The 24172-nt window shown below is 55.5% G+C and carries 25 protein-coding genes; 7 read left to right on the top strand and 18 right to left on the bottom strand.

Features of this window, described 5'->3' with window-relative positions:
- The 9 genes from GSQ86_RS23060 to GSQ86_RS10325 form a co-directional block, all read right to left on the bottom strand.
- The coding region (locus GSQ86_RS23060; protein ID WP_216841096.1) for a hypothetical protein at nucleotides 1–448 on the bottom strand (448 nt) is incomplete at its 3' end.
- Between the two features lie 993 nt (nucleotides 449–1441).
- Complete coding sequence (locus GSQ86_RS10355) at nucleotides 1442–2722, bottom strand: type II toxin-antitoxin system HipA family toxin (protein WP_158749864.1); 1281 nt, start codon at nucleotides 2720–2722, stop codon at nucleotides 1442–1444.
- Nucleotides 2719–3054, bottom strand: coding sequence for a helix-turn-helix domain-containing protein (locus GSQ86_RS10350; RefSeq protein ID WP_158749863.1), 336 nt, complete (start codon nucleotides 3052–3054; stop codon nucleotides 2719–2721). The genes GSQ86_RS10355 and GSQ86_RS10350 overlap by 4 nt, the downstream gene beginning before the upstream one ends.
- Before the next feature lie 54 nt (nucleotides 3055–3108).
- Complete coding sequence (locus GSQ86_RS10345) at nucleotides 3109–3771, bottom strand: metallophosphatase domain-containing protein (protein WP_158749862.1); 663 nt, start codon at nucleotides 3769–3771, stop codon at nucleotides 3109–3111.
- A 102-nt stretch (nucleotides 3772–3873) separates the two neighbouring features.
- Nucleotides 3874–4119, bottom strand: coding sequence for a helix-turn-helix domain-containing protein (locus tag GSQ86_RS10340; RefSeq protein ID WP_158749861.1), 246 nt, complete (start codon nucleotides 4117–4119; stop codon nucleotides 3874–3876).
- Nucleotides 4120–4146: 27 nt separating this feature from the next.
- The gene (mobF, locus tag GSQ86_RS10335) at nucleotides 4147–6909 is read right to left on the bottom strand and encodes a MobF family relaxase (protein WP_158749860.1); all 2763 of its coding nucleotides are present in this window, start codon (nucleotides 6907–6909) and stop codon (nucleotides 4147–4149) included.
- A gap of 316 nt (nucleotides 6910–7225) precedes the next feature.
- Nucleotides 7226–7942 carry a hypothetical protein gene (locus GSQ86_RS10330; protein WP_158749859.1) on the bottom strand — a complete coding sequence of 239 codons (717 nt, stop codon included), beginning with the start codon at nucleotides 7940–7942 and terminating at the stop codon, nucleotides 7226–7228.
- Nucleotides 7943–8079: 137 nt separating this feature from the next.
- Complete coding sequence (locus GSQ86_RS23885) at nucleotides 8080–8493, bottom strand: hypothetical protein (protein ID WP_371720625.1); 414 nt, start codon at nucleotides 8491–8493, stop codon at nucleotides 8080–8082.
- Nucleotides 8494–9183: 690 nt separating this feature from the next.
- Nucleotides 9184–9651: a hypothetical protein gene (locus GSQ86_RS10325; RefSeq protein ID WP_158749858.1), complete on the bottom strand. Its 468-nt coding sequence runs from the start codon at nucleotides 9649–9651 to the stop codon at nucleotides 9184–9186.
- A 22-nt stretch (nucleotides 9652–9673) separates the two neighbouring features.
- Here GSQ86_RS10325 and GSQ86_RS10320 point away from each other — a divergent pair, with 22 nt between their 5' ends.
- The 3 genes from GSQ86_RS10320 to GSQ86_RS10310 are packed head-to-tail and all read left to right on the top strand — an operon-like array spanning nucleotide 9674 to nucleotide 13431.
- Nucleotides 9674–10252: a sigma-70 family RNA polymerase sigma factor gene (locus GSQ86_RS10320; protein WP_254062288.1), complete on the top strand. Its 579-nt coding sequence runs from the start codon at nucleotides 9674–9676 to the stop codon at nucleotides 10250–10252.
- The gene (locus tag GSQ86_RS10315) at nucleotides 10224–12200 is read left to right on the top strand and encodes a serine/threonine-protein kinase (RefSeq protein ID WP_158749857.1); all 1977 of its coding nucleotides are present in this window, start codon (nucleotides 10224–10226) and stop codon (nucleotides 12198–12200) included. Before GSQ86_RS10320 ends, GSQ86_RS10315 begins: the two co-directional genes overlap by 29 nt.
- Complete coding sequence (locus tag GSQ86_RS10310) at nucleotides 12139–13431, top strand: SUMF1/EgtB/PvdO family nonheme iron enzyme (protein WP_158749856.1); 1293 nt, start codon at nucleotides 12139–12141, stop codon at nucleotides 13429–13431. The genes GSQ86_RS10315 and GSQ86_RS10310 overlap by 62 nt, the downstream gene beginning before the upstream one ends.
- 201 nt (nucleotides 13432–13632) lie before the next feature.
- Here the strand turns inward: GSQ86_RS10310 and GSQ86_RS23055 are convergent, their stop codons facing one another.
- The 6 genes from GSQ86_RS23055 to GSQ86_RS10280 form a co-directional block, all read right to left on the bottom strand.
- The gene (locus GSQ86_RS23055) at nucleotides 13633–13857 is read right to left on the bottom strand and encodes a DUF977 family protein (RefSeq protein ID WP_216841095.1); all 225 of its coding nucleotides are present in this window, start codon (nucleotides 13855–13857) and stop codon (nucleotides 13633–13635) included.
- 72 nt (nucleotides 13858–13929) lie between these two features.
- Nucleotides 13930–14121 carry a Fic family protein gene (locus tag GSQ86_RS23665; protein ID WP_256366830.1) on the bottom strand — a complete coding sequence of 64 codons (192 nt, stop codon included), beginning with the start codon at nucleotides 14119–14121 and terminating at the stop codon, nucleotides 13930–13932.
- Between the two features lie 297 nt (nucleotides 14122–14418).
- Nucleotides 14419–14838 (bottom strand): DoxX family protein, encoded by a 420-nt coding sequence (locus tag GSQ86_RS10295; RefSeq protein WP_158749854.1) that lies wholly within the window; start codon nucleotides 14836–14838, stop codon nucleotides 14419–14421.
- A gap of 141 nt (nucleotides 14839–14979) precedes the next feature.
- A complete protein-coding gene (locus GSQ86_RS10290) occupies nucleotides 14980–15852 on the bottom strand; it encodes an NmrA family NAD(P)-binding protein (RefSeq protein ID WP_158749853.1) in 873 nt (290 codons plus the stop codon).
- A gap of 79 nt (nucleotides 15853–15931) precedes the next feature.
- Nucleotides 15932–16453 (bottom strand): cupin domain-containing protein, encoded by a 522-nt coding sequence (locus tag GSQ86_RS10285; protein ID WP_158749852.1) that lies wholly within the window; start codon nucleotides 16451–16453, stop codon nucleotides 15932–15934.
- 176 nt (nucleotides 16454–16629) lie between these two features.
- Nucleotides 16630–17256 carry an NAD(P)-dependent oxidoreductase gene (locus tag GSQ86_RS10280; protein WP_158749851.1) on the bottom strand — a complete coding sequence of 209 codons (627 nt, stop codon included), beginning with the start codon at nucleotides 17254–17256 and terminating at the stop codon, nucleotides 16630–16632.
- Between the two features lie 158 nt (nucleotides 17257–17414).
- On the opposite strand from GSQ86_RS10280, the gene GSQ86_RS10275 reads away from it, so the two are divergent.
- Nucleotides 17415–18119: a TetR/AcrR family transcriptional regulator gene (locus GSQ86_RS10275; RefSeq protein ID WP_158749850.1), complete on the top strand. Its 705-nt coding sequence runs from the start codon at nucleotides 17415–17417 to the stop codon at nucleotides 18117–18119.
- A gap of 487 nt (nucleotides 18120–18606) precedes the next feature.
- On the opposite strand, the gene GSQ86_RS10270 is transcribed toward GSQ86_RS10275, so the two are convergent.
- Both GSQ86_RS10270 and GSQ86_RS10265 read right to left on the bottom strand, forming a co-directional pair.
- Nucleotides 18607–18861 (bottom strand): hypothetical protein, encoded by a 255-nt coding sequence (locus tag GSQ86_RS10270; RefSeq protein ID WP_158749849.1) that lies wholly within the window; start codon nucleotides 18859–18861, stop codon nucleotides 18607–18609.
- Between the two features lie 15 nt (nucleotides 18862–18876).
- A complete protein-coding gene (locus tag GSQ86_RS10265) occupies nucleotides 18877–19281 on the bottom strand; it encodes a hypothetical protein (RefSeq protein WP_216841093.1) in 405 nt (134 codons plus the stop codon).
- Nucleotides 19282–20463: 1182 nt separating this feature from the next.
- Between GSQ86_RS10265 and GSQ86_RS10260 the strand changes: the two genes are divergently transcribed.
- The 3 genes from GSQ86_RS10260 to GSQ86_RS10250 all read left to right on the top strand — a co-directional run bounded on the left by GSQ86_RS10260 (nucleotide 20464) and on the right by GSQ86_RS10250 (nucleotide 23046).
- Complete coding sequence (locus GSQ86_RS10260) at nucleotides 20464–21075, top strand: cytochrome P460 family protein (RefSeq protein ID WP_254062287.1); 612 nt, start codon at nucleotides 20464–20466, stop codon at nucleotides 21073–21075.
- A gap of 64 nt (nucleotides 21076–21139) precedes the next feature.
- Nucleotides 21140–22120 (top strand): NADP-dependent oxidoreductase, encoded by a 981-nt coding sequence (locus tag GSQ86_RS10255; protein WP_158749848.1) that lies wholly within the window; start codon nucleotides 21140–21142, stop codon nucleotides 22118–22120.
- A 20-nt stretch (nucleotides 22121–22140) separates the two neighbouring features.
- Nucleotides 22141–23046, top strand: a complete 906-nt coding sequence (locus GSQ86_RS10250; RefSeq protein ID WP_158749847.1) for an NADP-dependent oxidoreductase — start codon at nucleotides 22141–22143, stop codon at nucleotides 23044–23046.
- A 496-nt stretch (nucleotides 23047–23542) separates the two neighbouring features.
- On the opposite strand, the gene GSQ86_RS10245 is transcribed toward GSQ86_RS10250, so the two are convergent.
- Nucleotides 23543–24148 carry a redoxin domain-containing protein gene (locus tag GSQ86_RS10245; RefSeq protein WP_158749846.1) on the bottom strand — a complete coding sequence of 202 codons (606 nt, stop codon included), beginning with the start codon at nucleotides 24146–24148 and terminating at the stop codon, nucleotides 23543–23545.
- Nucleotides 24149–24172 lie beyond the last annotated feature (24 nt).

Here is a 24172-nt window from a genome sequence, read left to right as displayed (position 1 = left end):
GCATCACCGTGTTCGTAAAGACAATCACTGCCAGCATCCCGAACTGCGCCAGCGCTGACGCTACGGGGCTCTGGTTGGCTTCGAGATAGAGGTGGGTAAGACCAGCAAGACAGGAGACTGCGGCGATGCTGGCCTCTCGAATGATAGGTTTCGGCCTTCTCAACATGCTTAGGTTCACGAGTAGCGCGAGTGGCGTGATCAGGCCAAGGCGCAACACCAGCGCCTGCCAGAAACGAACAGGAGTAGGTGAATCTAGGTGATCCGCGACAAGAAAAAGGTTGTACATGCCGATCGCGAACAGTCCTTCCAACCACAGTCGGCGACACCGCCGTGTCGCGGTGTCCGTTTCAAAGCGCCTCTCAAGCCACTCGGGAAATAATGGCCACTGAAACCTCAGGCCCGACAAATGATCGATCTGCCGGTTGATCCATTGAATATTTTCGTCCACTTTAGGAGCTGCTTCCTGGCCACTCTCGCCGAGTTCAAGTTGAGCATTACGCTTTCAGATGCTCCCGCAAGGAGGAGTCTATGCCTAACGATCGACGAACATTTTCCGTATTCAGAGCCGGACTAGCAGGAACGACTCAATACCTCCCTCATGTAGCTGGAATAGGCCAGTCAGTTTCGGGTTTCTGGTCCCAATCCATAGTGTCCGCCACCTCGAACAGACGATAATCTGTAGCCTCCGCAATTCACTCCGCGCTTTCCATTCCAATCAACTTTCTTACGTCTGAAGTAAATGATCGCGCGCGGACACTTTATCCGCCACGCAAACCGTAATTCAGCGTAAGCGGATCCCAACTGAACGTAGGCTAGTAAATGGGTCAAGAACGCCACAATCCCGCAAGTTATTAAAACTAAATAGGATGCGCACTGTACCGTATTTGTACCGGACGAAGTCGGATCAAGTCGCTTCTCTGCTCGCAAATCATTGCAAATAAAAGAGATGCTTGGTGGCGGGGGGGGTCGAACCCCCACGACCTTGCGGTCGGCGGATTTTGAGTCTGATTTTAGGCACTTTGCAGGGTGTTGCATCGCGACGCAACAAATCGCAACAAACATCTTATTTACATACAGATACAGGCACGTTTGAGGTTGCAATGCGACGCAGCCAAAAGCAGAAAAGTTGGAAACGAACAGCCATCAAAACAGCCACCTATTTTTGCCTCAAAATTAGTGAAAACTGCGCTCAAAACACGTCGGACAGAAAATCCGATTTCATCTTCTGGTGGCTGTTCCGAGAGGTGTGATCCGGCGATCCATACACAGCGGATTTTACTCCGAATGGCTGTTTGTACCGCAAGTGGCTGTTTGGTGGCTGTTCCAACCCGGAAGTGTTTGAGTTCTCAGCGGTTTTACATTCGGTCGCAAACTCGTAGTTGTGCTGTGCGGTTTCGCTTGGCCGACGCCCAAACTCGGCCCAGGTCCTTCATACCGTAAGTCAAATCGCTTTCCTCACTGCCGCCCGTTCGGAATGTTCAAAGGCGTCTGCAAAAGGCTCAAGCTCTTCGTCACTCATGCCAAGGCCGCGTCCTGCTCCGTGCCAGTTGTCCACGGCGTGAGCAACTTCACTCAATATTTCCTTGGCTCTTGCGGGCTTGATTCGAAAATAAGCGATCACGGACATAAGGGCGTCTATGGTCATCTCCGGGCCTACATCCTCGGAGATCCATGTCTTCAATTCGCGCACGCGCTCGGGCGACGGGTTGATGTCGAAGGCAGGCGACAGCCGCCAGAATTCACGGTCTTCATGCAGGAAGCCGTGATTGCGCAGATGGTCGTCAGTATTCGTAATCAGAATCGAGAAGGCGATACGCCGCCATAGCTCTTCAATATCGGTTTGTACTTCTGCCCCATGTACGCGGATTGCATCCACGATCTCTGTGTACGTGTGGTTATCGGCTTCCGTCACTTCAACACCTAGCATTGTCGCTGCGGAGATATACATAATTCGATCTCCCCGGCCTCGCCGGTCGAAACGACGAATCAGGGCCACGGGCAGATTTTCGCTCTCTACGATGCGCGCAGCAGCCGCATTGATTCCGGCCTGCTTGGCAAGGGTGAGAGCGAGCACTTCGCCCTTTGTGACGGCGCGCTCGTCCGTAATGCTCGGGAATTTGCCAATGGAAAGTGCGCCATCTTCGTCAACAACTGTGCATTTGGGGCGCATTCCGCCAAGTGATGTGCCACGCCCACGCAAATACGCCAGGTCTGCAGCTGTCTCTCTGTTCGCCTCAAGGGCGCGCGACGCGCTAAGCAAATGCCCAAGCTCGATGAATGGCGGAGCCTTCCGGCGTCCTTCTCCGTGCGCGCGCTGGAACACATTGTCTTCGTCGCGAAAACGAAGCGCGCCGACGCGGCTGATGTCATCCACAGCCAGCAAATAATCAAGTGCATTGAGCGGTTGTGCCTCGGCTTCCTTTCCTTCACGTCGCAGTTCCTGTCTATGTTTGACGTGATCGCGCATGATGACACGCTTGGCCCACCCGTCGGGCTCGGTATCCGCAACTGCGGCATGGAATGGAGAGCCCTCTTTGGATTTGCGATGGAATTGTAGTCCCCCCTGGAGCGGAAGCGTCGGGCCGAGAGCGAAGCGCGCGCGATCGCCAAGCCAGTCTGCTGCGTACTCGAAAGCGGCGTTTTCGCGGCGTCCCTGCAGGTCATAACGCAAAGTGCCGATCTGCGGACCATCTCCCAGCACTACGTCAATGGTGCGCTTCATGGCCTTGTTACCCGTGCTTTCTTCATGCGCACGCGCTTGGGCAGCCGTTCTTCATCCAGAAGAAGGCCAACATCATCGCGGCTCACATCAATAAGGCTTCTCAGAGGATCGCCAAAGCCCAGGACGAAGAGCGCCATCGCATAAACGCCGAGACCGACTCCAGGGTCTCCCTTTTCAGCGCGGAGGTAAGTGTTTTTGGAAACACCCATTCGCTCGGCTACGGTAAGGACTGTCAGTCCCCGCTTACGCCGCGCGGTTGCAAGATCGCTGCCGAACTTGGTCAACGACCGCCTGACAGCGGGGGGGAGAACATCCGAGACACTCGATCTCATATAAGGCTCCATACATAAAGCCTTATGGCCTTATATAGGCCAATATATAGGACTTTATGAAGCGCGTCTAGGGTTCTGCAAGCTGATATCGACGATGTGAATTTTTCCCGCAGGCGGAAGCGGTTTGTAACGCTCGTTCAGATATGCGGCATTGATAAAGCGAGTCTCATTGTTCTCAAACGTCCCAGCCCCACCGTGGATATGGCCGAAAATGTGAACTCGTGGCTTCTTCCTTTTGACCGCGTCGAGCAGTTCCGCGCACCCCAAATGTGCTTCGCCTGGAGCCGTCTGATCGAGAATTCCCAGTGGCGGGCCGTGTGTAATCAGCACGTCGAGGCTGTCAGGAATGAGTTCCCAGTGTCGTGCTCCTGAACCACGCTGGTACATGTAGGCCCAGTTCATAAATTCGGGTGTGTATGGCGAGCCCCAGAACGCAACACCGTCAAGCGTGGCACCCGTGTTCTCCAGGTAGGTGGCATTGGTCAGCAATTCTCGGGCGCGTTGAGGAGCATTCTCAAAGTACCTATCGTGGTTTCCTGCGCAGACTACGCGGTGTCTGAAGTCCTGCTCTCCCAGCCAGCGATTGAACGACACAATATCCTGTACGTCGAAACCAGAGTTCATGAAATCTCCGGCGTGGACGAGGACATCTCCCGCTGGAACCGGGCCAACCTTATCATGGAGACCGTGCGTGTCGGAGATTAGTACCAATCGCATCAGGTCGTCCTCCCCAGATTCCGATTCCTGATCGGAAACAATCAACTCGATAGGCGCAGCAGGCAATTCGTTTCGCGCTTGACCTCCTGGCCGACTCAATGACTAAGCTACGATACGTTCTGGATGATCCCCACGCGCATACTTGCGGAGGTCTGCCACCGGAATCAGCACTCTGCCCCCTATCCGACGTATGGGCACCTTTCGATTGGCAATCAGGTAATCGAGGCCACGCTGGCTGATCGAGAGAAGCTGAGCCGCCTCTCCTCGGCTGACAAGCAGCTTCTCCTCGGCTGGAATTGTGGCTCGTGCTGGTGGCTTCCTCTGCGTGGTGTTGAATGGCTGCATCATTCGCTCCTCTATAAGAACTCGTTTTTCCTACAAACCCAACCCGTACCCCAGGCTCCGCTCGATCAAACGCTCGGACTCTGGACCGATCTTCTGTGCACCCGCGATAGCCTGTTCCGGCTGGAGCGCGCTCTTGTGCGAAACATCGTGGCTCAAGGTCTGCACCAGCTTGTCGCGATCATTGGTGAATATCTGCGCGTCCCACTGTCCACGCGAGATGGAAACATAAGCCATCCGGTGGTTCAGTAAGTCCTTAGCTCCAAGTTCGGTGTCCACATGGATCAGCACGCGGTCAGCGGTCTGTCCCTGGCTGGAGTGGCTCGTGACTGCGTAGCCGTGATCGATATGCGGAAAGCTATGCGCTCCCATCTCAACACTGCGCCCGCTATCGAGCCTCAGTCGCATCGCACCGTTCTTGCCGACGTTCTCGATGCTGGCGAGCTCACGGTTGGCTATCTTCAGCGCTTGATTGGGTGCCGTGAATTGAATACGATCACCAACTGAAAATGTCTTCTCTTCAGCTCGATACACAGAGACGCCCATCTGGCGTCGCGGATCGTAAATTGTCTGCTCCCCGTTGCTGCGCAGAACTGTAAGCAAGTTCTCCTGGCCGCTCACGGCAACAACACGGGCGTACTCTCCCTTGCCTATGCCCGTTTCCTTCGATGTTCGTGAATAGTGCAGCACATCGTTGGGCTGATACTGCTGTGCCCAACTGCGATCCGCCCCGGTCAACTCTTGCCGTGGGACAAGCACCTGCATCGCGTGTTCCCGCTTGTCAACGATGCCTTGCTTCTGTAGCTCTCTATGAATCACAGTATTGATCTCAGCACGGGAGCGATTGTCCGGTGACACGACAAGCGTGTTTTCCGGCGAAGTTGCATACTCTCGCGCTATTGCTGAGATTCGGGCTTCACGCCCAATCACCTCTTGAACGCGGTCCTGGGCGTCGAGCCTTTCGATGGCTGCTGCGACATGCCCGCGTGCCAACATCTCAACTGCCTCTTTCAGTTCAGGGTCCCGCTGTCGCAAAATCTCATCGAGCTTCACCGTGTGCATACCCGCTTCCTGAAGCTGCGCGAAGGGGCGGCCAGCCTCCACACCTTCATGCTGACGCACGTCGCCGACCAGCAATACACGATCATTCCGATGGAGGTGCGTAAGGAACTTGTGCATCTGCCTCGTAGACGCAAGAGAAGACTCATCCAGCACGTAAAGGCGCTTCTCACCTGTATCGGGTCGATCACCTCTGGCCAAATGATGCTGAAGCGTCGATGTCGTAATGCCAGCTTCAGCAAGTTTCTGAGCGGCTCGACTTGTGGGTGCGAATCCTGCGACACGGTAGCCTTGTGCTTCCACGCCTTCACGAATGACCGACAGAGTAGTCGTCTTGCCTGCGCCTGCTACACCATCAAGTCCAACAATCTTTTCGCGCGCCAGGAAGATTTCATCGGCTGCGGCAAGCTGAGACTTGCTCAACTCTGGATGCGAATCTTCCACGCGAATGCGCAGAACTGGAGATATCAGCATGGAACTCTCATATCGGCTTTCATTGCCGTTCTTCACAAGGCCGACGATCTCTCGCTCCAAACGAACCATTTCGGCTGTCGTGTACTGCGGTGCTGCTCTTCCATCGGAGCGCTCAACCTTACTGAACTCTCCATTCCGCACACGCCGCTCGAACTCTTGTCGCACTTGGCTGTACGTCGCTTGGCCCATGCTGCGATCTATGGCTGCCTGCAAGATGCTCCGCTCATCCTGCACAGCGGACCGCTCGAAGACATGGTTGCGTGAATAGGTCACTGACTGCTGCGCGGTTTTCTCGGGCTGTTGTTCGACCTTGTGCTCGCGTTCCCGCGCCTGGGCTACAACGTGATCCGGTTGATTACCAAACTTTGCGGCAAGATCACGATGCCGTTCAAGCACCTCTTCACGCGAAAGTAGGTCTTTGCTGTCTCTCGTGCGGTGTGCTGCGATCTGTGCGGCCCCTGCACCTTCTCGCCCAATCTCCTGAAGATGCTCCTTGATCTGCGCACGCCGAGGACTTGATGCCTCCAAATATTCCTGTGAATATCCCTTGATCTCTGGCTGTCCATGCTGACCCCGCTCTACCTCGTAGCCAAGACCTTGCAGCCGCATGGCAAGCTCAGAGCGATATACGCTCGTCGCATAGTGCTGTGACTGAAAGAGACTGCGCTCCTGCAATGCGCGGGGCCGGCCGTTATCGCGCTCTGTGATGTTGAAGATCACCACATGAGTGTGGAGTTGAGGTGCTGCATATCCATCGACAGGCCGCGCGGTGTCATGCTCGAAGGTTGCTGCGACGAACTTGCCAGTCGTCTCAGGCGCGTGGACATTGCCGATGCGAGCCTGCGTGTAGCGTTCCAGTTCGTTCAGCGCAACGCGAACACTTTCACGATGTGCATTACGCACATGCTCATCACCACCCACAAGAGCCGTCACCGATACAGACTTTGGCGCAGAGAACGTAGCATCCCAACCTGCGCGATGTTCCGCACTCGTGATCTGTTTGCCATACTCGTTGTCATAGGTTCTCGCTGGCTGATGCTTAACGAGCTGCGCGGCGCTCACTGGATGCTGCCCTTCGCTCAATCGCGCAAACTCCTCATCGGCGACGGAGTCATGCAGACCCCATTCACGCGCAAGCTCTCCTTGCCACTCACTGTGTCCCGGATGATCACGACTCCAGTAGTTCTGCTTCTCAGACGTGAACTCTCGCGCATGATATGTGCGGGCTTGATTGGCCGACAGCGCTCTTGAGAGAGTCAACATGCGTAGAAGCCTCAACACACAATTTGCAAAATCTCGCAACTGCTTGCTGCATAGCGTAACTCCGAATGTGGAAATGTGGGGCCTAATTCTGAGATTTATTTTTAGACACAGTGATGCTCTTACCCGCATGGATATTGAATGAAAGCACTATTACTCTCGAATTAGCTCTCCGATTAGAAGCCGAATCGCACCGCTCTCCATGGCCGAATGAGCACACGAATTCACGGTCTTCACGGAAGCAAATAGAGCGTTTATCTGGGCTGCATATCGGAAGGTATTGTGTTGTAGAAGCACGCACTCGAAGCGATGTCGACAACTACTCGATCCACTGCGACTCATCCCACGGATGAGATGCTTTATCACCGTTCTGTTGAGCTTGCGCTCCAGGAAAGATTAGTCGACGTATTGGCTTCACTGGAGAGGCTGCTTGAACAATCGGTTTCACGGTACTCAAGAGAGAGCTTTCGATGGATTGGAAGCTACTCGTATTCGCCCTCTCGATGGTGGTTTGTTCAGCATCTCTTCCTGAGTTCGATGACCTCGCTTTGAGCGAGGCATCCCTTCCTTCTTCCCACTCATTGAAGGAGGCGATGAAGCGCTGTTTAAGCACCGGAAAATCGAAGATCAAATCGTCCCGGAAGGGTCCTGCGTAAAGCTGTCTCCATTCCTCCGCGATGTCATGCCATAAATAGATCACCCCGAAGAGGAAGATGAAGGGAACAATGTAAACCAGAAGCATCGGCTGAGCGATCACTTGCGAGAAGGTTCTACCGTCATAGATGTCCCGCTGGAAAAACGCCTCTAATTCCGGTGAAGGCCAAGTCTGAGCAGGCAGCTTCACCAGTTTTGTCCAACCATCCTGACGTGCGGCAGGTGACAGCACAACGGGCAAGAAACCAGCCCCGCTGAACTCCACATCGTGCGGAATTACAGGAAGACTCTTCCTCCCGGAAGCAGACTTGTAAAGCCACTGAATCTCGGACGTATTACCGGCATTTGAAGCACCCTTAGAGCACTCCCAATAGATCTTCAAGTAGTAGGCCTGAAGCGGCGGCAATTCCCACCGAAACCAGACCCCAAAGATGATCCAAACGAAGACTGGAACAGAGCCCACAAGGAGCGCAGTATTCTGCGGGAAACCCCTTCGGAATCCAGCTCTTCGCATGGGGTTCAAACCTCCCTATTGCCGGTGCTCTTTGAGCGTCTTTGAGACAGGTTTTCGGCAGCTTTCTGATCCTTTATCGAGTCGGCATACGCCCGCATTTTATGGATATCTTCCGCTGTCAAAGGCCCCTTGGATGCCTGGGCAAATAGGTTGACCATTAGGCTCCGTATCCCGATAATCTCGGCGAGTAGAACCGCATCCGTGGGCACTTCTCGCGGGGCGCGAATAGCAGCAAGAGCGGTGTCTCGGAGCCATTCGGCGACCTTTTTCCCGGCTTGAGAAGCAGCCGCTTCGACCTCGGCAAGCTCCCCTTCCGTAAGCCTGGTCGCTATTGATTTGCTACGGGAAAGCTCGCTCGTAGTCGAGGCAGGCGTTTCTGATGTCGGAGCTTGTTGCAGATTGCTGTCAGGCGAAGCCATAAACAGAACCACCTATCGGGACATCTCTGGTGTCTGCTTCGATGCACTTTAACCCTGCGCAGTTCCTATAACTGTGTAAGCTGAGCACAGTTTGTACCCGCGTTAGCCCGACTGAGCGCATGTTTACATTCGTGAACGCGAATTCATCAAGTACAGCAAATAAACAAGTTAACGAATCGGCATCGACAGGCGCTCCACAGCACCCATTTGGGGATGACGTGTCAATCTTCTTCCGGTGCGAAGCACCGCGGTGCTGAACTGGCTACGCTGAAGACCATCTCAGAGTACAGGCGCATTCCTTTCCGAAGCGACGCCGACGGGAAGTCCAGATGGATTACTCAGGGATGGCCCGGAACACTGGCGAGAGAAGATGTGTGCAGCCATGTGTCCGAGATGCCGGTTACACGGCCACTCGGCGAAGACATAGACCGATCTGAATGGATAGATGAGTGCGTTGGCCTGTTGGCATCGGTTGAAATCAGGATTGGTAACCACTAGCCCACTTGAACTTAATAAACTGGACATTTTATGTTCTACGAAAGCCGGACGTTAATTGGCTACGAACAGCGAAGCTTTTTGGAGCCGCTCAAAAGGCTGGTCGACGAAAAGCGGTGCACGGACAGCACATCTATCGCATCACTCCAGCGATAAGCATGCTGTCCCGGCATCTCTTCCGCAGAAGGCAACCTGCTACGGAATCGGAATCCCAACCGTAGCCGAGCTGACCCGGGTCAACAACCACTTCCCGTTGATTTTTTTGGCTTCACCGCTGAGGTCTACGTGGCTCTTGGCCGTCCAAAACGGCTGTCCAGTGGCCGGATTCAATGACACGTCGAAGTAATGGCATTCGAAATACACCGATGATTTCCATTGGCTGTCACCGTCCTTTACAGGAACATACTTCGTTTTGTACACCGGGGAAAGCGACACAAACTTATTGGCTGGCTGCAACCCGCCGGCAACATACTTGAAGAACGTGCACAGCGTGCCTTGTTTCCCGGCGGCGGAGGTGTCGCCCGAGGGTGTAGGGCAGGTTGCGGGATCCTCCGGATCGCCGTTGCCGATATAATTTCCCGCCGTGGCAGTAGTGTTGATAACCGTGAGTTCGGCGTCTTTGGACCAGATCGCGAGTATGTCGCGGGTTCGCTGAGTTATCACTGCAGGCGTCCAGGAACCCGACGTGACGGCCCTGCTAATCGAAGTAGCGAACGGGAATCAGGCCGCACAGGAAAAGCTTGTTCCTTTGGTCTATGACCAGCTTAAAAAGCTGGCCCGCCGGTACATGCGGCGCGAGCGATCGGAGCATACCCTGCAGACCACTGCTCTGGTTCATGAAGCTTATCTCAAACTGGTTGGCCAGCATTCTCCCCACTGGCAGAACCGCGCCCAGTTCTATGGGACTGCTGCCCAACTGATGAGGCGCATTCTGATCGACCATGCCCGCCGCCACCTGCGGGCGAAACGTGGCGGAACCCAGGTGATTCTGCCCCTGGAAGAAGCATTGGCTTTTACCCCGGAACACTCCGAAGATCTGTTGAGATTGGACGAAGCTCTCGACCGTCTATCGAAGCTCGATCCGCGCCAAAGCCGCATCGTTGAATTGCGCTTCTTTGGAGGCCTGAGCGTCGAGGAAACCTCCAGCTTTCTGAACGTCTCCCCGATCACGGTCAAACGGGATTGGGCTGTAGCGAAGGTCTGGCTGTACGGCGAATTGAGGCCTGACAATGGGGATGACGGTAAAACAGTGGGAACTCGTTAAAGACCTGTACCAGAGTGCGCTGGAATGCAGCCCCGCGCAGCGGGCCTCTTTTCTCGAACAAAACGAGCGCGACGAAGTGGTCCGCGACGAAGTGCACCGGCTGCTTGGCATGCACCCTCGTTTGGGAAGCTTCTTATCCAGTCCGGCCTTTGTTGACCCTCGGCGCGCCGCCGCAAATCCCCTGGAACGACTCACACCCGGTGAAGTGTTAGCTAAGCGGTTCCGCATTGTCAGCTTCATCGCTGCCGGAGGTATGGGTGAGGTCTACAAAGCCGAAGATTTGCTGCTCGACCGAATGGTTGCGCTGAAACTGTTGCCAAAGGAACTAGCGGAAGATAGGGACTCACTGCAGCAATTTCTGCGCGAAGCGAAAACTGCTTCTGCTTTGAATCACGCAAGCATCTGCAGGGTGTATGACTTTGCCGAAGATGCCGCGAGAGCATTCATCGCGATGGAGTACCTGGAGGGGGAGACACTTTCAGCGCGCATCCAGAGGGGCAGGCTCTCGACGGTCGAGGCCCTGAAGATCGCAATCGCGGTTGCGGATGCACTCGCCACGGCACACCGTAAAGGCATCGTCCATCGCGACCTTAAACCGGGCAACGTCATGCTCACCGAAAGTGGGGCAATTTTGCTCGATTTCGGGCTGGCAAAGTACGAACGACCCATCTTGTTTGCGGAAGAGAACCTGGCAGGCCTTACCGCTGACGTCCAGGTAGTTGGCACGCTGCCGTACATGTCTCCTGAGCAGTTGCACGGTCAACCGGTGGACGCCCGTAGCGACATATTTGCGTTTGGCGCGGTTCTCTACGAGATGTTCACGGGAAAGAAAGCATTCCCGCGCAAGCCCACGAGTGAAACATCGATAGCAGTCGAGCGGGAGGAGCCCAGCCCGCTGGACCAATTCGTAGAAGATGCCCCGAATGAAGATGTCCCGAATGCACTGGACCGAATCATTCGTTGCTGTTTACGCAAGCGCCCCGAAGATCGCTATCCAAGCATGACGGAGGTTGAGCAAGAGCTCAAGAATTGCGCCGAACTGATTTCAGCGCCTGCCATTGGTCTTAACCCGAGAGTGCTGTTCCGGCAAAGCAGGCAGCCCCGCGTCGCAATCCCCGCGCTGATTGTCCTCATAGCCTTCATGAGCTTCATTGGCTGGGGGATTCACCACAGTTTCAAAGTCAGATGGGCCAGGGAGCAGGCCTTACCGCAGATCGGCAAACTTATCGAACGGGGCCAACTTGGCGAAGCCTATGCACTTGCTGTTCAGGCCGAGCGATACATTCCGGCTGATCCAACCCTGGCCAGATTCTGGCCCGATATTTCCTGGTCCGATTCCATCATCACCAGCCCTCCGGGTGCGTCGGTCTACCGCAGGAACTACAACGCGCCGAACGCCCAATGGGATTTTGCCGGCCTCTCGCCCATCCTGAAAGGGAGGTTTCCCGCTGTGGATTCGAGTTGGAAATTCGAATTGCACGGCTTTACGGCGCTCGAACGCGCTACCTTCCGGTCCGGCCCGATCATGGTGGCACTGCACAGGGATGGGAAGGCTCCCAGCGGAATGGTTCCTGTTGAGCTCGACCAGGGATCTGTGGGGGACGACTCTTTCGCCCAGTGGGGGGACGACCCTCTCGCCCAGTGGGGGATTGCAGGCATTGCAGGCTTTGAGGCCTTGCCTACAGTCCGGGTTGGAAAGTTCTGGATCGACAAGTTCGAAGTCACCAATTGCGAGTTCAAACGCTTTGTGGACCAGGGCGGTTACAAGAAGCAGGAGTATTGGAAACACGAATTCCGAAAGGATGGACGCGTCCTTTCGTGGGCCGACGCGATGAAACTCTTTGTCGATAAAACGAGCAGGCCAGGACCTTCCACCTGGACACGAGGTGAATATTCGCACGGTGAGGGGCGAATATCCTGTCACCGGTGTGAGCTGGTTCGAGGCTGAAGCATATGCTGAGTTTGTAGGCAAGTCGCTTCCGACCATTTATCACTGGGCGGCTGCTGCATCCCCGATGGACAGCTCCAGCCTGATACCCGCCAGCAACTTCAGTGGGAAGGGGCCTTCGCAGGTCGGCGCTTACCACGGCATGAGCTGGAGCGGCGCTTACGATATGGCAGGCAACGCGAAGGAGTGGTGCGCAAACGAAACGACGTCGGGCAGGCGTTATAGCATGGGCGGCGCCTGGGACGATCCTACTTATATGTTCAACATTCCCGACGCTCGTTCACCCTTCCAGCGGTCCCGTGGATTTGGATTTCGTTGCGCGGAATATGAGTCGACTGGTAAGGACGCCGAAGCAGCCGCCGCTCCGATCACAGTTCAATTGCGAGATTTCGACTCAGAAAAACCTGTTTCCGATCAACTTTTCCGGGCATACAAGAACGAATATTCTTATGACAAGACGCCGTTGCATGCGAAGGTGGAATCCGTGCAACAGGCCGAAGATTGGAGGGTGGAAAAGGTCTCATTCGACGCGGCTTACGGCGGCGAGCGAGTCACCGCGTATTTGTTTCTGCCTAAAGGAGCGTCACCGCCTTTTCAAGTCGTCGTGTACTTTCCCGACGGTACTGCCGCTCACATGCGAGCGAGCGCAGAAGGAGTCCCGCTCTTTCTACCAAACTTCGATTTCATTATAAAAAGTGGACGAGCGGTCCTATTCCCTATCTACAAGGGGACGTTTGAACGCGGCAGCGGACAGAAGCCGATCTACTGGCCAAACACCAGCAGTACTTATCGCGACAACGTAATTTGTTGGTCCAAGGATCTTAGCCGGTCGATCGACTACCTTGAGACACGCCAGGATATCAATCCCAATGCGTTGGCCTACGAGGGTGACAGTTGGGGGGCGGCGATGGGGGGACTCCTCCCCGCTGTTGAAACTCGCTTCAAGGCATTAATTCTCATAACACCAGGATTTTTTTTACAACAGTTATTGCCGGAGGTGGATCAAGTCAACTTCGCTCCACATGTGAAGGCACCTATTTTAATGCTCAATGGCCGTTTCGATTTCATGTGGCCGCCCAAAATCTCTCAAGAGCCCATGTTCCGTCTGCTGGGAACTCCCCCAGAGCAAAAGCGCCGCGTGGTTTACGACACGGGACACGACGTACCGCGAACTGAGATGATAAAGGAATCGCTCAACTGGCTCGACAAATATCTGGGATCCGTGAGATAAGACAGGGAGTTTCGGGACACCCGTAATCGGTATCGAGACGGGGAAAACGTGAGGTTTCCCTTGAGGTGAGGGAGGTTCAGGTTGTTCCTGTTTTCTAGCCAAGTGAGCCGGCGTCAGGCTGCGTGTGCTCCAGCCTTCTAATCGTCGCGAAGGGCGACAACTGAATCTGTGGATGAGCCCGGCGTTTCCTCAAGGCAATGCCTACCACGCGCCGCGTCCGCTGCCGTGGAGCGCAAGATGGCCTTCTGCGACCAACTGGAGGAAGTGTTGCTTCAATGTGTCTCGGCTCGTACCCGTGAGTCGTACGATGTCGCTGATGGTGACTCTTCCGTGTTCGCGGACGTGCTCGATGATGCGCACTGACAGTTCCGGCAACGCCGCAATGATGATCTTTTCCCGTTCGATTTTCTTAGCTAGCCGCTTCATTTGTTGTTGCAACGCGCGAAGGAAAAACATCACCCATGGCTGCCAGTTTGGTGCATCCGTCCTCACACGCACCTAGGTCTGGCGAAGGGCCAGATAATAGCCTTCTTTGCTTTGGTCGATCACGCTTTCTAGTGAGCTGTACGGCAGGTAGGAATAGCCTGCGCTGAGCAACAGAAGAGTCATCAAGATTCGGCTCAATCGACCGTTGCCGTCCTGAAATGGATGGATTTCGAGAAGCACGACCGTGAAGATTGCAGTGACCAGAAGAGGCGTTTTTGGCGTAACCGGCCGTGGAGGTGTCTATCACAAGAGAGGGGTCTACGGCAGACGAAGCGGATTTGCAACTACGAAACGAGCGAAGAACAGTGATTTAGCCAGAGCGTTCCTAGATTTAAGCTAAATCGCCGATGCGCTCACTGACCCAGATTAGTACCGGTCCCTTACGAATCCTGGCAAGTCGTTTCTCGCCGTCAAGATCGATGAGGAGAAGCGCGTTTCTCAAGACTAATGGTGCCGCGCGCGGCGTGCCTGGAAAAAGCAAAACTGCGCCGAGCGTGTTCTTCATATCGACCACCTGTTTGCGCGCATGCAGCGTCTCAATACATACGAAGCGAAGACGAACGCCATGACGAGAATCGGATCAAACTTATCCCAAGTGCTGCTACCGTCATTCAGTTGTGAATAGAACGCGAGTAAAAGAGTGAACGCGAAACCAGCATAGACCCACTCAGTCAATCGAGGCACATTGGGAATCAGAAGGCTCACTCCACCAAGGAGGTGGGTTATGCCAATCAGAGGGATGATATAGAGCGGGTATCCGAGCTGCTGATTGGCGATCCTCCATTCGCCGGGATCGTGAATTAGATATAGCCTTCCGAAGTACACCCACATGAAGGCGACCAGGCCGGTTGTTACCATCGCGGCTATTTGAGTTGCTCGACCTGCCTGCACGGATTTATCTATTGTTGGTTCAGCTTTCATAGTAAAAAGATCCTCTTCTTGCGGTTACGATGGGATGGCCTTTCGCCAGCGGGGAGCCGGACGATCAGCCGTCCGGTCCGTCCGTTGACGTTAGCGCAGCAGTTTCCAAAGGAACCGGGCTGGTTAAGCTTGCCCCCGGACTTACGCCCTGACGGCGTTCTGTGCAGCCGCAAATACATCGCGTGCGGACGTCGTACCCGCTACGTGCTCCGTACCCGCGACTCCGAGGTCCATCCATCCCGCGTTAACGCTCTCGTACATTTCTTCGGCAGGCCCAGTGTGGCCCTTCGGGATGCCGAACTTCTCGAACGCTTCCGCCCACCCTGCACGCGGGACCGCAAAGGCTTTTACGTCGAGCGTCAGGACTTCACCCAATTGTGCGGCCACTTCATCCGCGCTTACCATCGAACCCAGTTCGATGACGCGATGCCCTGACCACGCAGTCCCAGCCAGAAGGGTTGCCACCTCTGCGCCGATGTCGTCTGAGGCGACCATTGTCGATTTCCGGTTTGTAGGATTGTAGAAGACCGGTAGTGTTCCGCCTTGGGCGGCCTGCAAGCCAAAAAGAAAGTTTTCGAAAAAGCCGCCTGCGCGCGCAAACGCAACGGGAGATGGCAAGTTGCGAAAGCCCTGCTCCAAGAGTGATAAGGCCGTGATCATTCCGCCCCCGCTCGTTCTATTCGCGCCCATCGACGAGAGCGCTATCACCCGCGGAGGCACTGCCCCGGTCAGCGCCTCGACATAGTTCGCAATCACGCTCTTTGCTTCTCTGTAATCGGGCGAGGGTGCCCATACAACAGGCAACATCACAAACGCGCCCTCAACACCTTGGAGTGCCGCCGCTATGGCCGTCGAATCGTTCCAGTCTCCCTCGACCAACTCCACGCCTTGGTCTGTCCACTTCGCCGCCTTCTCGCGATCGCGCACAAGTGCCCGCACCTGTTTACCTTGCTTCAGCAGATGCCGCGCGGTGGCGCCACCAACTTTTCCAGTAATGCCCATGACTAAATACATGCTCGTTATCTCCTTGTTGTTCTTGCAGCGAGATGGGACCGTATTTGCAGCCCCCGTTTTTGCGTCGCGATGCCCCACGCTAAGCCTGGTTGGCGACGAGATATGTCTGGTTCTTTTCCATGGACCTGGTCAACTTCTCAAAGTCGGCCTGAGTGAGTTGGGCGGGCAAGAAGTCTGTCCTGCCATCGGGATGCACCGCATCCTTCATCATTCGCTCGTGGTGATACGTTGACACACTCAGCACGCGGCACGGACGCTCGCTCTTATTGAAGAACGAGTGAGGCGCATTGGGTTGTACGACCAGGCTCTCGCCGACTTCATACACGTCCCACTCAGCGGCGCCCTGACTGTTCCAGCGTCCAATTGATAGCGTGCCTTCCAGCACATAGAAAAACTCTGCAAATGGATGCTTATGGAGGGGAATCCCCATGCCTGGCACGACCGTGGTTTCAAAAATAGAGAACGTGTAGCCTGTGTTTTCTCCCAGTGCCCTCCACAGCAACTGCATAGGCCCGATATCCAGCGCCGGGCCGCCTGTTTTGTTGTTCTTAACAACGTTGTGATGAATGACTTCTTCAAGCGGTGTGGGGAAGTTCGACATAAACAATCCTTTCGTGAACGAAGTTGGTGCTCTGAGGTACGTACCAGAGCTTGTGAGTTTCGCAGCCAGCACTCCGCTAATCCTGTGGGCTTCCTCAGTCTGTCGCATCGTTACAGGCTTTACGGGGCCGATTGGATCGCCTCGATTAGAGAGGTTGATCCTCGCCCGCGGTTTTGCTATGTGGTCGTCACCGTCACTGCCTGACGCACATACAGACCACTTTCCAATTGCTGCACCATGAAAGCTGCCAGATCGGCTCGCCCGATCTTGTGCGCCTTCTCGCCGCCCTCCGTGCTCAGCACCCTGGCAACGCCGGTCTTCTCGCCGTCGGTCAACATCGGCGGCCGCACGAGCGTCCAGTCCAAATTGCTGCCTTCGATCTCGGCCTCCATGCCCGCCTTGTCTACCAGCAGACCCCGCAGAAACGTCCGCATGAGCAGATGTTCGTTGAAAAAGCCAGCGTTCTTGACGCTCTCGCCCGCACCGACCACCGAAATCTTCAGCAATCGCCGCACGCCACTGCGCCGCATCGCGTCCACAATATTGTGTGCCGCGCTCGTTTCCATCGTTGTCACTTTCCACGGCGTCTTGCCCCCCAGTGCGTCGATCACCGCATCCTGTCCGGCTACTGCAACGTCGACCGCGGCCGCGTCCAGCACGTCGCCCGCAACAACTCTGACGTTCGCCTTCTTGTACCGCGCGGCACCACGCACGAAAGCCGTCACCTTATGCCCAGCCGCCAACGCCTCATTTACCAGCGCTTCTCCGCTCTTGCCCGCTGCTCCAATCACTAGAACGTTCATCGCATTCTCCTTTTGCCTCGTATAGGGCCGCCATCCAAATACGCGACCTGACGATTAGAAGCTAATGATAACCATTGGTCGCAAAATAATCGCTGGTTTGTCACCAATGGTTATAAATCGACATTTGGTCGTAAAAATGCGACAAGAGAAGCTAAGCTATGGAAGTGACATCCACATCACCAAGTCGACGGGTAGAGCGTAAGGAGAAGTTGCGGGATGAAATCCTTGCGGCTGCCAGCAAAATGTTTGCCGATCGCGGCTACGAAGCCGTGACGCTTCGCGAGATCGCTAAAGAGATCGGCTATACGCACGCCGTGATTTATCAGCATTTCCCCGACAAATGGCACATTCTTGCCGAGTTGAGCAGCGAGACGATCGGTCTGATGGTTCAGAACTTCGACGCAATCGCGGTGAAACATCTTGCATCGAAAGAGCGCCTTTTTGCGACCTCACGCGGCTTGATTCAATTCTGCACTGCCCATCCACAACAGTTCCGTAACGTCTTCTTCGGGCCTGAGAACCGCAACGGCGTCCGCGCCGGACAATACATCAACGACCTTGGCGCGCCGTTGTTCGAACGTTTCGTGCAGCTCTTTTTCGATGTTGCAAAGGAAGAAGGATTGCCAAGCAAGGATGACATAGTGGTAGCTCACACTTGGTGGTTTTCAATCTTTGGTCTCGCCACACTCATGGTCATCCAAGGGGTTGTGCCAGACCTGCCTGACCAGACTCTCGTGGTCGAGCAAACGATCGCCACGCTTTGGGCGGGCGTCCAGGCTGTTCCGCGACTGCCGAAGAGTGCAATCTCTAAGCGATCCGGCCGATCCAGTGCCTCAAAGCAACAACAGCTTCTGTCTACTTAGGAGCTGTTGGAGGTAACCGAGAGAGTGCGTACATCTGAGCGCTATGAAGTATTGAGACAGGTCGTCGAGATGAAACGCAATCAGAGCTTGTGCGTGCGAGATACATAAGCCTTGATCGCTTAAGCACCCCGCATTCGATTGGTAGTGCTAAGTCGGCTTTTCGTCAGTAATCCAGCCCCACAAAATAGCGATCGGCGAGTTTCTTAACAGGCTCGTTCCCTCTTCCTGCACCTTTCCCCTTTACTGCGCCCAGGGCGCGTTCTCCTGCTCGACGTCTGATCGCCTAGGAGCAACATACTTTAGTCGCTATATCCCTTTTTGTGTGGTGGCTGGGCTTGTATGCGCACTTGAAGTGAGATGTTCCTGCGACCACCTGTTTAGTGAACGAAGGACAGACACGACAGCGTCGGCGGATTCTCCCTGCAATTCGTATTCGACTCGCTTGAGGTTTTTGTCGGACCGATCGGTACGAATCACTGAGTCCACGCTAGAGACTGAAGCGTTGAGGGAGAAAATCCGCGAGTTGGCAGACCCGGGATGACGGCAGTTCCGAAATATCAGGCAGTCTTGGCTTCCCGAGCATCAGCTGCCGCAGCAGCCTTACCAACGGGTTTTTTCGGAGCAGCTTTAGCTGTGAAACGGCCTTGTCGACCGCGTTCTCGGTCAGACCCTTCTTCACAGCTTTCCGGACCGCTTTTTCTATCTTCTTCGCGGCGTTCTTCTTCGCCTTATCGTTTGCCATTTGCCCTCACAGTTATTACCGACGCTTCGCGGCTTTTTTCGCAGTCTTCTTTGCGGATTTCTTCACGGCTTTCTTAGCCGGGGCTTTCTTAGCTGCAACTGTTTTCACAGCCTTTTTCGGAGCTGCTTTTTTGATGGCTCTTTGAGCCACCTTTTTAGCAGCCTTAACAGCGGACTTCTTAGCAGCTTTCTTGGCAAACGCCTTCTTAGAAACGCCCTTTATTGCCACTTTCTTAGTAGCCTTTTTGGGAGCCGCAGCTTTTTTTGCAGCGGATTTGGCGGGCGCTGGACTCAGGACCCCTGTCACGGTATCCACAGCAGATCCAAACGCCGACTTGACGGCATCAGCTACATTCGACGCAACTCCCAGCCCCACTCCGACAGCAACACCAGCCTTCTCTAAAATCGTTTCCTCAGCCATTTCCAGACCCCTTAATCTTTGTGTTCTAACGCAGGTACGAATTGTACATGTGGGTCTCCTTTTCGCTGTTCCCCCGCTGTGCCTAGCAGGCGCGCGCCGCTATTTCCGCAAATTCGTCCACCCCTCTTCGGTGCTCTGCAGAGGGTCCCCTGAGAACTCACTTTGCAGACGCGTCCCGACCTGCTTTACGGCACAGGTAAGGGCGTGCAATTAACCGAAGCTGCCTGGCAGAACGTTTTGGAAGCGATGGGTACGCCATGATCGGACAGGGCTCTATATCGAAATGGTGAGGTGCTTCAACTCGGCCTGGATACACTTCGGCAATTCGGGAACAGAGACGTTCCACGGGCCGACAACGATCGAGGCGTTCGCTCAGGAGTTGGTCAAGTAGGAGAGGACGCTCCGCGTTAGCGTTCTTCGAGCAGCTCCCTTATTGAATCCATGTCCTCTGCCTCACTTGGGCGGAGGACATGGGTCTAACGCTGCTACGTCAACTTCCCCGATCGCAAATAGCTGTCTCCGTAAGTACCTTCAAATATTCCATTTAACCTTCGGTTTAAGAACGCTTTAGCTTTTTGGCGACCTCGGGCAAAGGTCAGGAAGGCAGAAGTCTTGGGTTCGATTAGGGTCCAATAGGGGTGCCATTGATCGTTTCCACAAGCGCGCTTTACGGGACCGGGGCCCTATTCGCTGAATGCATTGGCCTGTTAGCAATAGTTGGACGGTCGGCCACTTTCTCCGGAAAGGCGACTTCTCGTCCAAGTGGAAAGTCCCTGACTGGAAATCAGTGAATACTACGGCGTTTCCCATTACCTATTTTCAAGGCAAGTTGAAGGCTGGATAATCACCGGAGCTCATTACACTGCTTCTTCGAAGGCCATCCCGGCGCAGCTTCATATCGGCAGTTACGTACTTGATAGCAATTTCGTCGCAGCCGTCTTCGTAGACTGTCCCGTCGGGCTCTTCCAGCGTAAAACGATCTGCGCTGGACCTTGACTTACGGACGTAGAGGTCATCCGACGCCGAACGCGTTGACGCAGACTCTTTTCGTCCAGCAATATGAAGGTATCGTTCGATACCTTCGTCCTATTGTTTCCTGTCCTCGCGTCTGGCCTAATCGCAACCATTCGAGATGCACGTTGATCGGACCCATGAAATTGTCTTTGTGAGGGAGAACACACCATGACCGAAATTCCGACGAGATCCGCCGCACATAAGCAGCAGGAGCAGAAAACAGATACGCGAACCTTCATGGAGCGTATTGCCGGCATCACCATCGTCGCGACAGCCGCGGCAGCACTCGCCGTTTCCCTCGCGAAGGCCGTTAACGTGGACGACAAGTATTCGCTGAAATCGCCGAGTGGAATTGCGTTCTCCGACTTCAGAGGATACGAGGATTGGGCTGTCGTCGGGCCCGCCCGGACCACCGAAGTGCTCAAGATAATTGTCGCCAATCCGGCCATGATCAAGGCATACAAAGCCGGCACTCCCGGCAACGGCCAACCTTTTCAGGAGGGCTCCAGAATCGTGAAGATTCAGTGGAAGCCGAAGAAGAGCAAGGAAGCCCCTTTCGACGTGGATGTGGCAGATGTCCTTGCCCAGGTTTTCGTCATGGAAAAAGACAGCAAGCGATTTCCGAAAAACGGGGGCGGGTGGGGATACGCGGTGTTCAACTACGATGCCCCATCGGGCAAGTTCTCGCCCGATGCCAAAAGCCCCTCAGACTGCGGCAACGCCTGCCATACAGCAGTGAAGGCGAAGGACTACATCTTCCACCCGTATGAGACGCGTTGAACCGCGCCGGCCTACTTTATTGGAGTGAGTGCTCGCGCATCGTCACGCTAAGGAGGAAAGAGTCGTGAAAGCAGCCAGAATTCATAGCTTCGGCCCGCCCGACGTCGTCGTGGTCGAGGATGTTCCGGTGCCGTCGCCGGGCCCCGGCGAAATTCTGGTGCGCGTGGCGGCCGCCGGTGTCGCTCCATGGGACGCTCTCATCCGTGAAGGCAACAGCAAGGTCAGTCCGCAACCTCCGCTCACCCTCGGTTCGGACCTCTCCGGTGTAGTCGAAAAGGTCGGGCCCGGCGTTGCGGACTTCGCGTCGGGCGACGAAGTCTATGGCGTCACCAACCCGCAGTTCTGTGGCGCCCAGGCTGAGTTCGCCGTGGCCACGGCTGGGATGGTCGCCCACAAACCGCAATCCCTGAATTACCTGGAAGCTGCATCGGCTCCCGTCATCGCGGTGACGGCCTGGCAAATGCTGTTCGAGTATGCACAAGCGACGCGCGGACAAACGGTAATGATTGTCGGAGCCGCCGGGAACGTCGGGGCCTACGCCGTACAAATGGCCGTAGGCACAGGAATCCACGTCGTTGCTATCGCCCGTTTCGACGACGAAGACCTGCTCCGTTCCCTCGGCGTGAAATCGATCGTCGACTCGAGCAAGCCAGCATTCGAGCAGGACCCGCCGCAGGTGGATTCCATCCTCGACACGGTTGGGGGCAGTACGCTTCAGCGCTGCGTTGCTCGGTTGAAACCTGGAGGTAAGCTCGTCACCTCGGTCTCCACACAGCCGCTGCCAGCGGGGGCTATTTTCTTCTACGCTGAGGTGACCACCGCACGCCTGCGGACGCTCACAACTTTGTTTGACGCGGGCAGAATCACAGCGCGTGTGGGCTCAATCCTGCCATTTTCCGAGGCGCGCCGGGCGCAGGCCATGCTGGCTGGCGCACCCCACAAGTCCGGCAAGATCGTCCTCGAGATCGGGCACCCGCAGCAGCACCGGTCTGCACAGCAAAGTGGGTCCACGCCAACGAATCCAGTTCATCCAACTGTTCACTAATGCGAATTCGGAGAGGAATCATGAAAGCAATTGTTGTCCACCAATATGGCGGTCCTGAAGTACTGAAGTTCGAGGATTACCCTGACCCGGCTCCGGGTCCGGGTGAGGTGCTGGTGCGGATCGCCGCCACCAGCGTGAATCCGATCGACTACAAGCGGCGCGCCGGATTAACCAAAGACTTCTATCCTATGACTTTTCCGGGGCTGATCGGAGTCGACCTTGCCGGAACCGTGACGAAGCTGGGGCCGGGAGTGGAAGGCTTTTCCGTCGGCGACCAGGTGTTCGCCATGGCGGACAATACGTACGCCGAACTCTGTGTCGTGAAAGCCGCGGTTCTGGCGAAGGTCCCCAAGGGGCTCGATTTGATCCAGGCCGCGGCCCTGCCGCTGGTGACGGTGACCGGCAACCAGCTCCTTTCAGCCACGGGAATCCAAGCGGGCCAGACGGTTCTCGTCGTAGGCGCTGTAGGAAATGTCGGGCGTTCGGCGGTATTCACTGCGAAGGATCGCGGGGCGACTGTGATCGCCGGGGTTTTGCAGAAACAAATGGACCAGGCAAAGACCATCGGTGCGGATCAGATGGTCGCAACCGACGACGACGACGTGATTGCGAGTCTTTCGCCGCTCGATGCGGTAGCGGATACAGTCGGCGGAAGAACTGCGGGGAAAATGATCGCCAAGGTCAAGCCTGGAGGGGTGTTTGCCTCGGTGGTCGGAGCTCCCCAGGACGCCGCGAAGTACCCGTCGGTAAAGGTGGTGCCGGTATTCTCGCATTTCGACAGGAAGACTCTCGAGTTCATGGCGGCAGCGGTGCGGGATGGCAAGTTGGTAATCCCGATCAGCGAGAGACTGCCACTCAGCGAAGCGGCCAAGGCTCAGGCAGAGGCGGAACAAGGCGGTAGCGGGAAGATCCTGCTGGTGGCTTGAACCGGTCGCTCGACCCGCGACGGCCAAAGGAGAGTTCCAAATGAAGATAGTTAGCCGCGGAATTAATCCCACATCTGGACCGGTTCGCAGAAAACAGGTGTCCGAGAAGCCGACTCGTCCAGGTGGAATGTTGACATCTGCCGTTACAGTGACAAGGACGGTCGTAACTTGCGGAAGACAGGCGTTACGGACCGGCGCACAGTCAGGCGTCTAGGACCAAGTTACTCGCGAGAACGGCGGAGAATGTCAGACAAACCGGCGCACATGCAGTCCGCGGGCCTAAAAGACCCTTTGCGGATAGTTTTTGTATATCGGGATGGTCGGCGACCGCGAGAGGCAGCGGGGGGATCTTCAGTGCTTCACCGCACCATTCCGCTCAGGAAGCGCGCGAATCGGAAATTCATTTGTGAAATCGGGTTTCTCGTCTCTAATGTCTCTGCCATGATTTACCTCTAGAGCTATTCAACACTGCAGCAGATCGAAATTGGTGGCTGTGCTATTTCTTCCTTGCAATCGGGGAGTCTTCCACATTGGCCTGCTTGTTCCACCCGTGGAACCGCGAGAAGTCACCCGCATTCCATGCCTCGCGAAGCCCTGGAGTACAAAGATCCCAGTCCGGGCGGATTTCGCTTGTCACAGCGCGTAGATCGCGCCAAAGATCGATGACCGATGGACGGCCCCAGAACCAGTAGCCGTTATAGCTGCTGTAGATCACAAGGCCCGGCTTGAGCACGAGTGTATGCGGGATCATCGGATTGTGCTCGGGGTCGGTGTACTCCTGGATGTCGAGATCCTTCTGAACCTTTCGGTCGGGGTCCGAAAGGAAGGGCCACACCGCTCCCACCGACGCACGGAATTCCTGAAGAGTATGGTGATCGTCGGTAGCGATCGTGGCGACCTGAGTGTACGCCACTGCGATCTTCGGGTAGAACGCGGCGAGTTCCAAGTGCTGCTGGTGCTCCTTTGGACAATAGTGGCCGCGCGCAAGCGTAAGGACTAGCGGGTCGTCGCCCTGTAGCTCGCTGAGCTTGCGCAGTTTGCCCGTGTGATCGGGCAGTTCGTAGTCGGGGAAAATACCGCCGGGCACAATATCAGAACGCATGATTGGACTCCTCCCATTTCTCTT

The organism is Acidobacterium sp. S8, from assembly GCF_009765985.1.
Lineage (GTDB): Bacteria > Acidobacteriota > Terriglobia > Terriglobales > Acidobacteriaceae > Alloacidobacterium.
The sequence above is the reverse complement of the archived record's forward strand: the minus strand, read 5'-3'. Positions and strand labels throughout refer to the sequence as shown.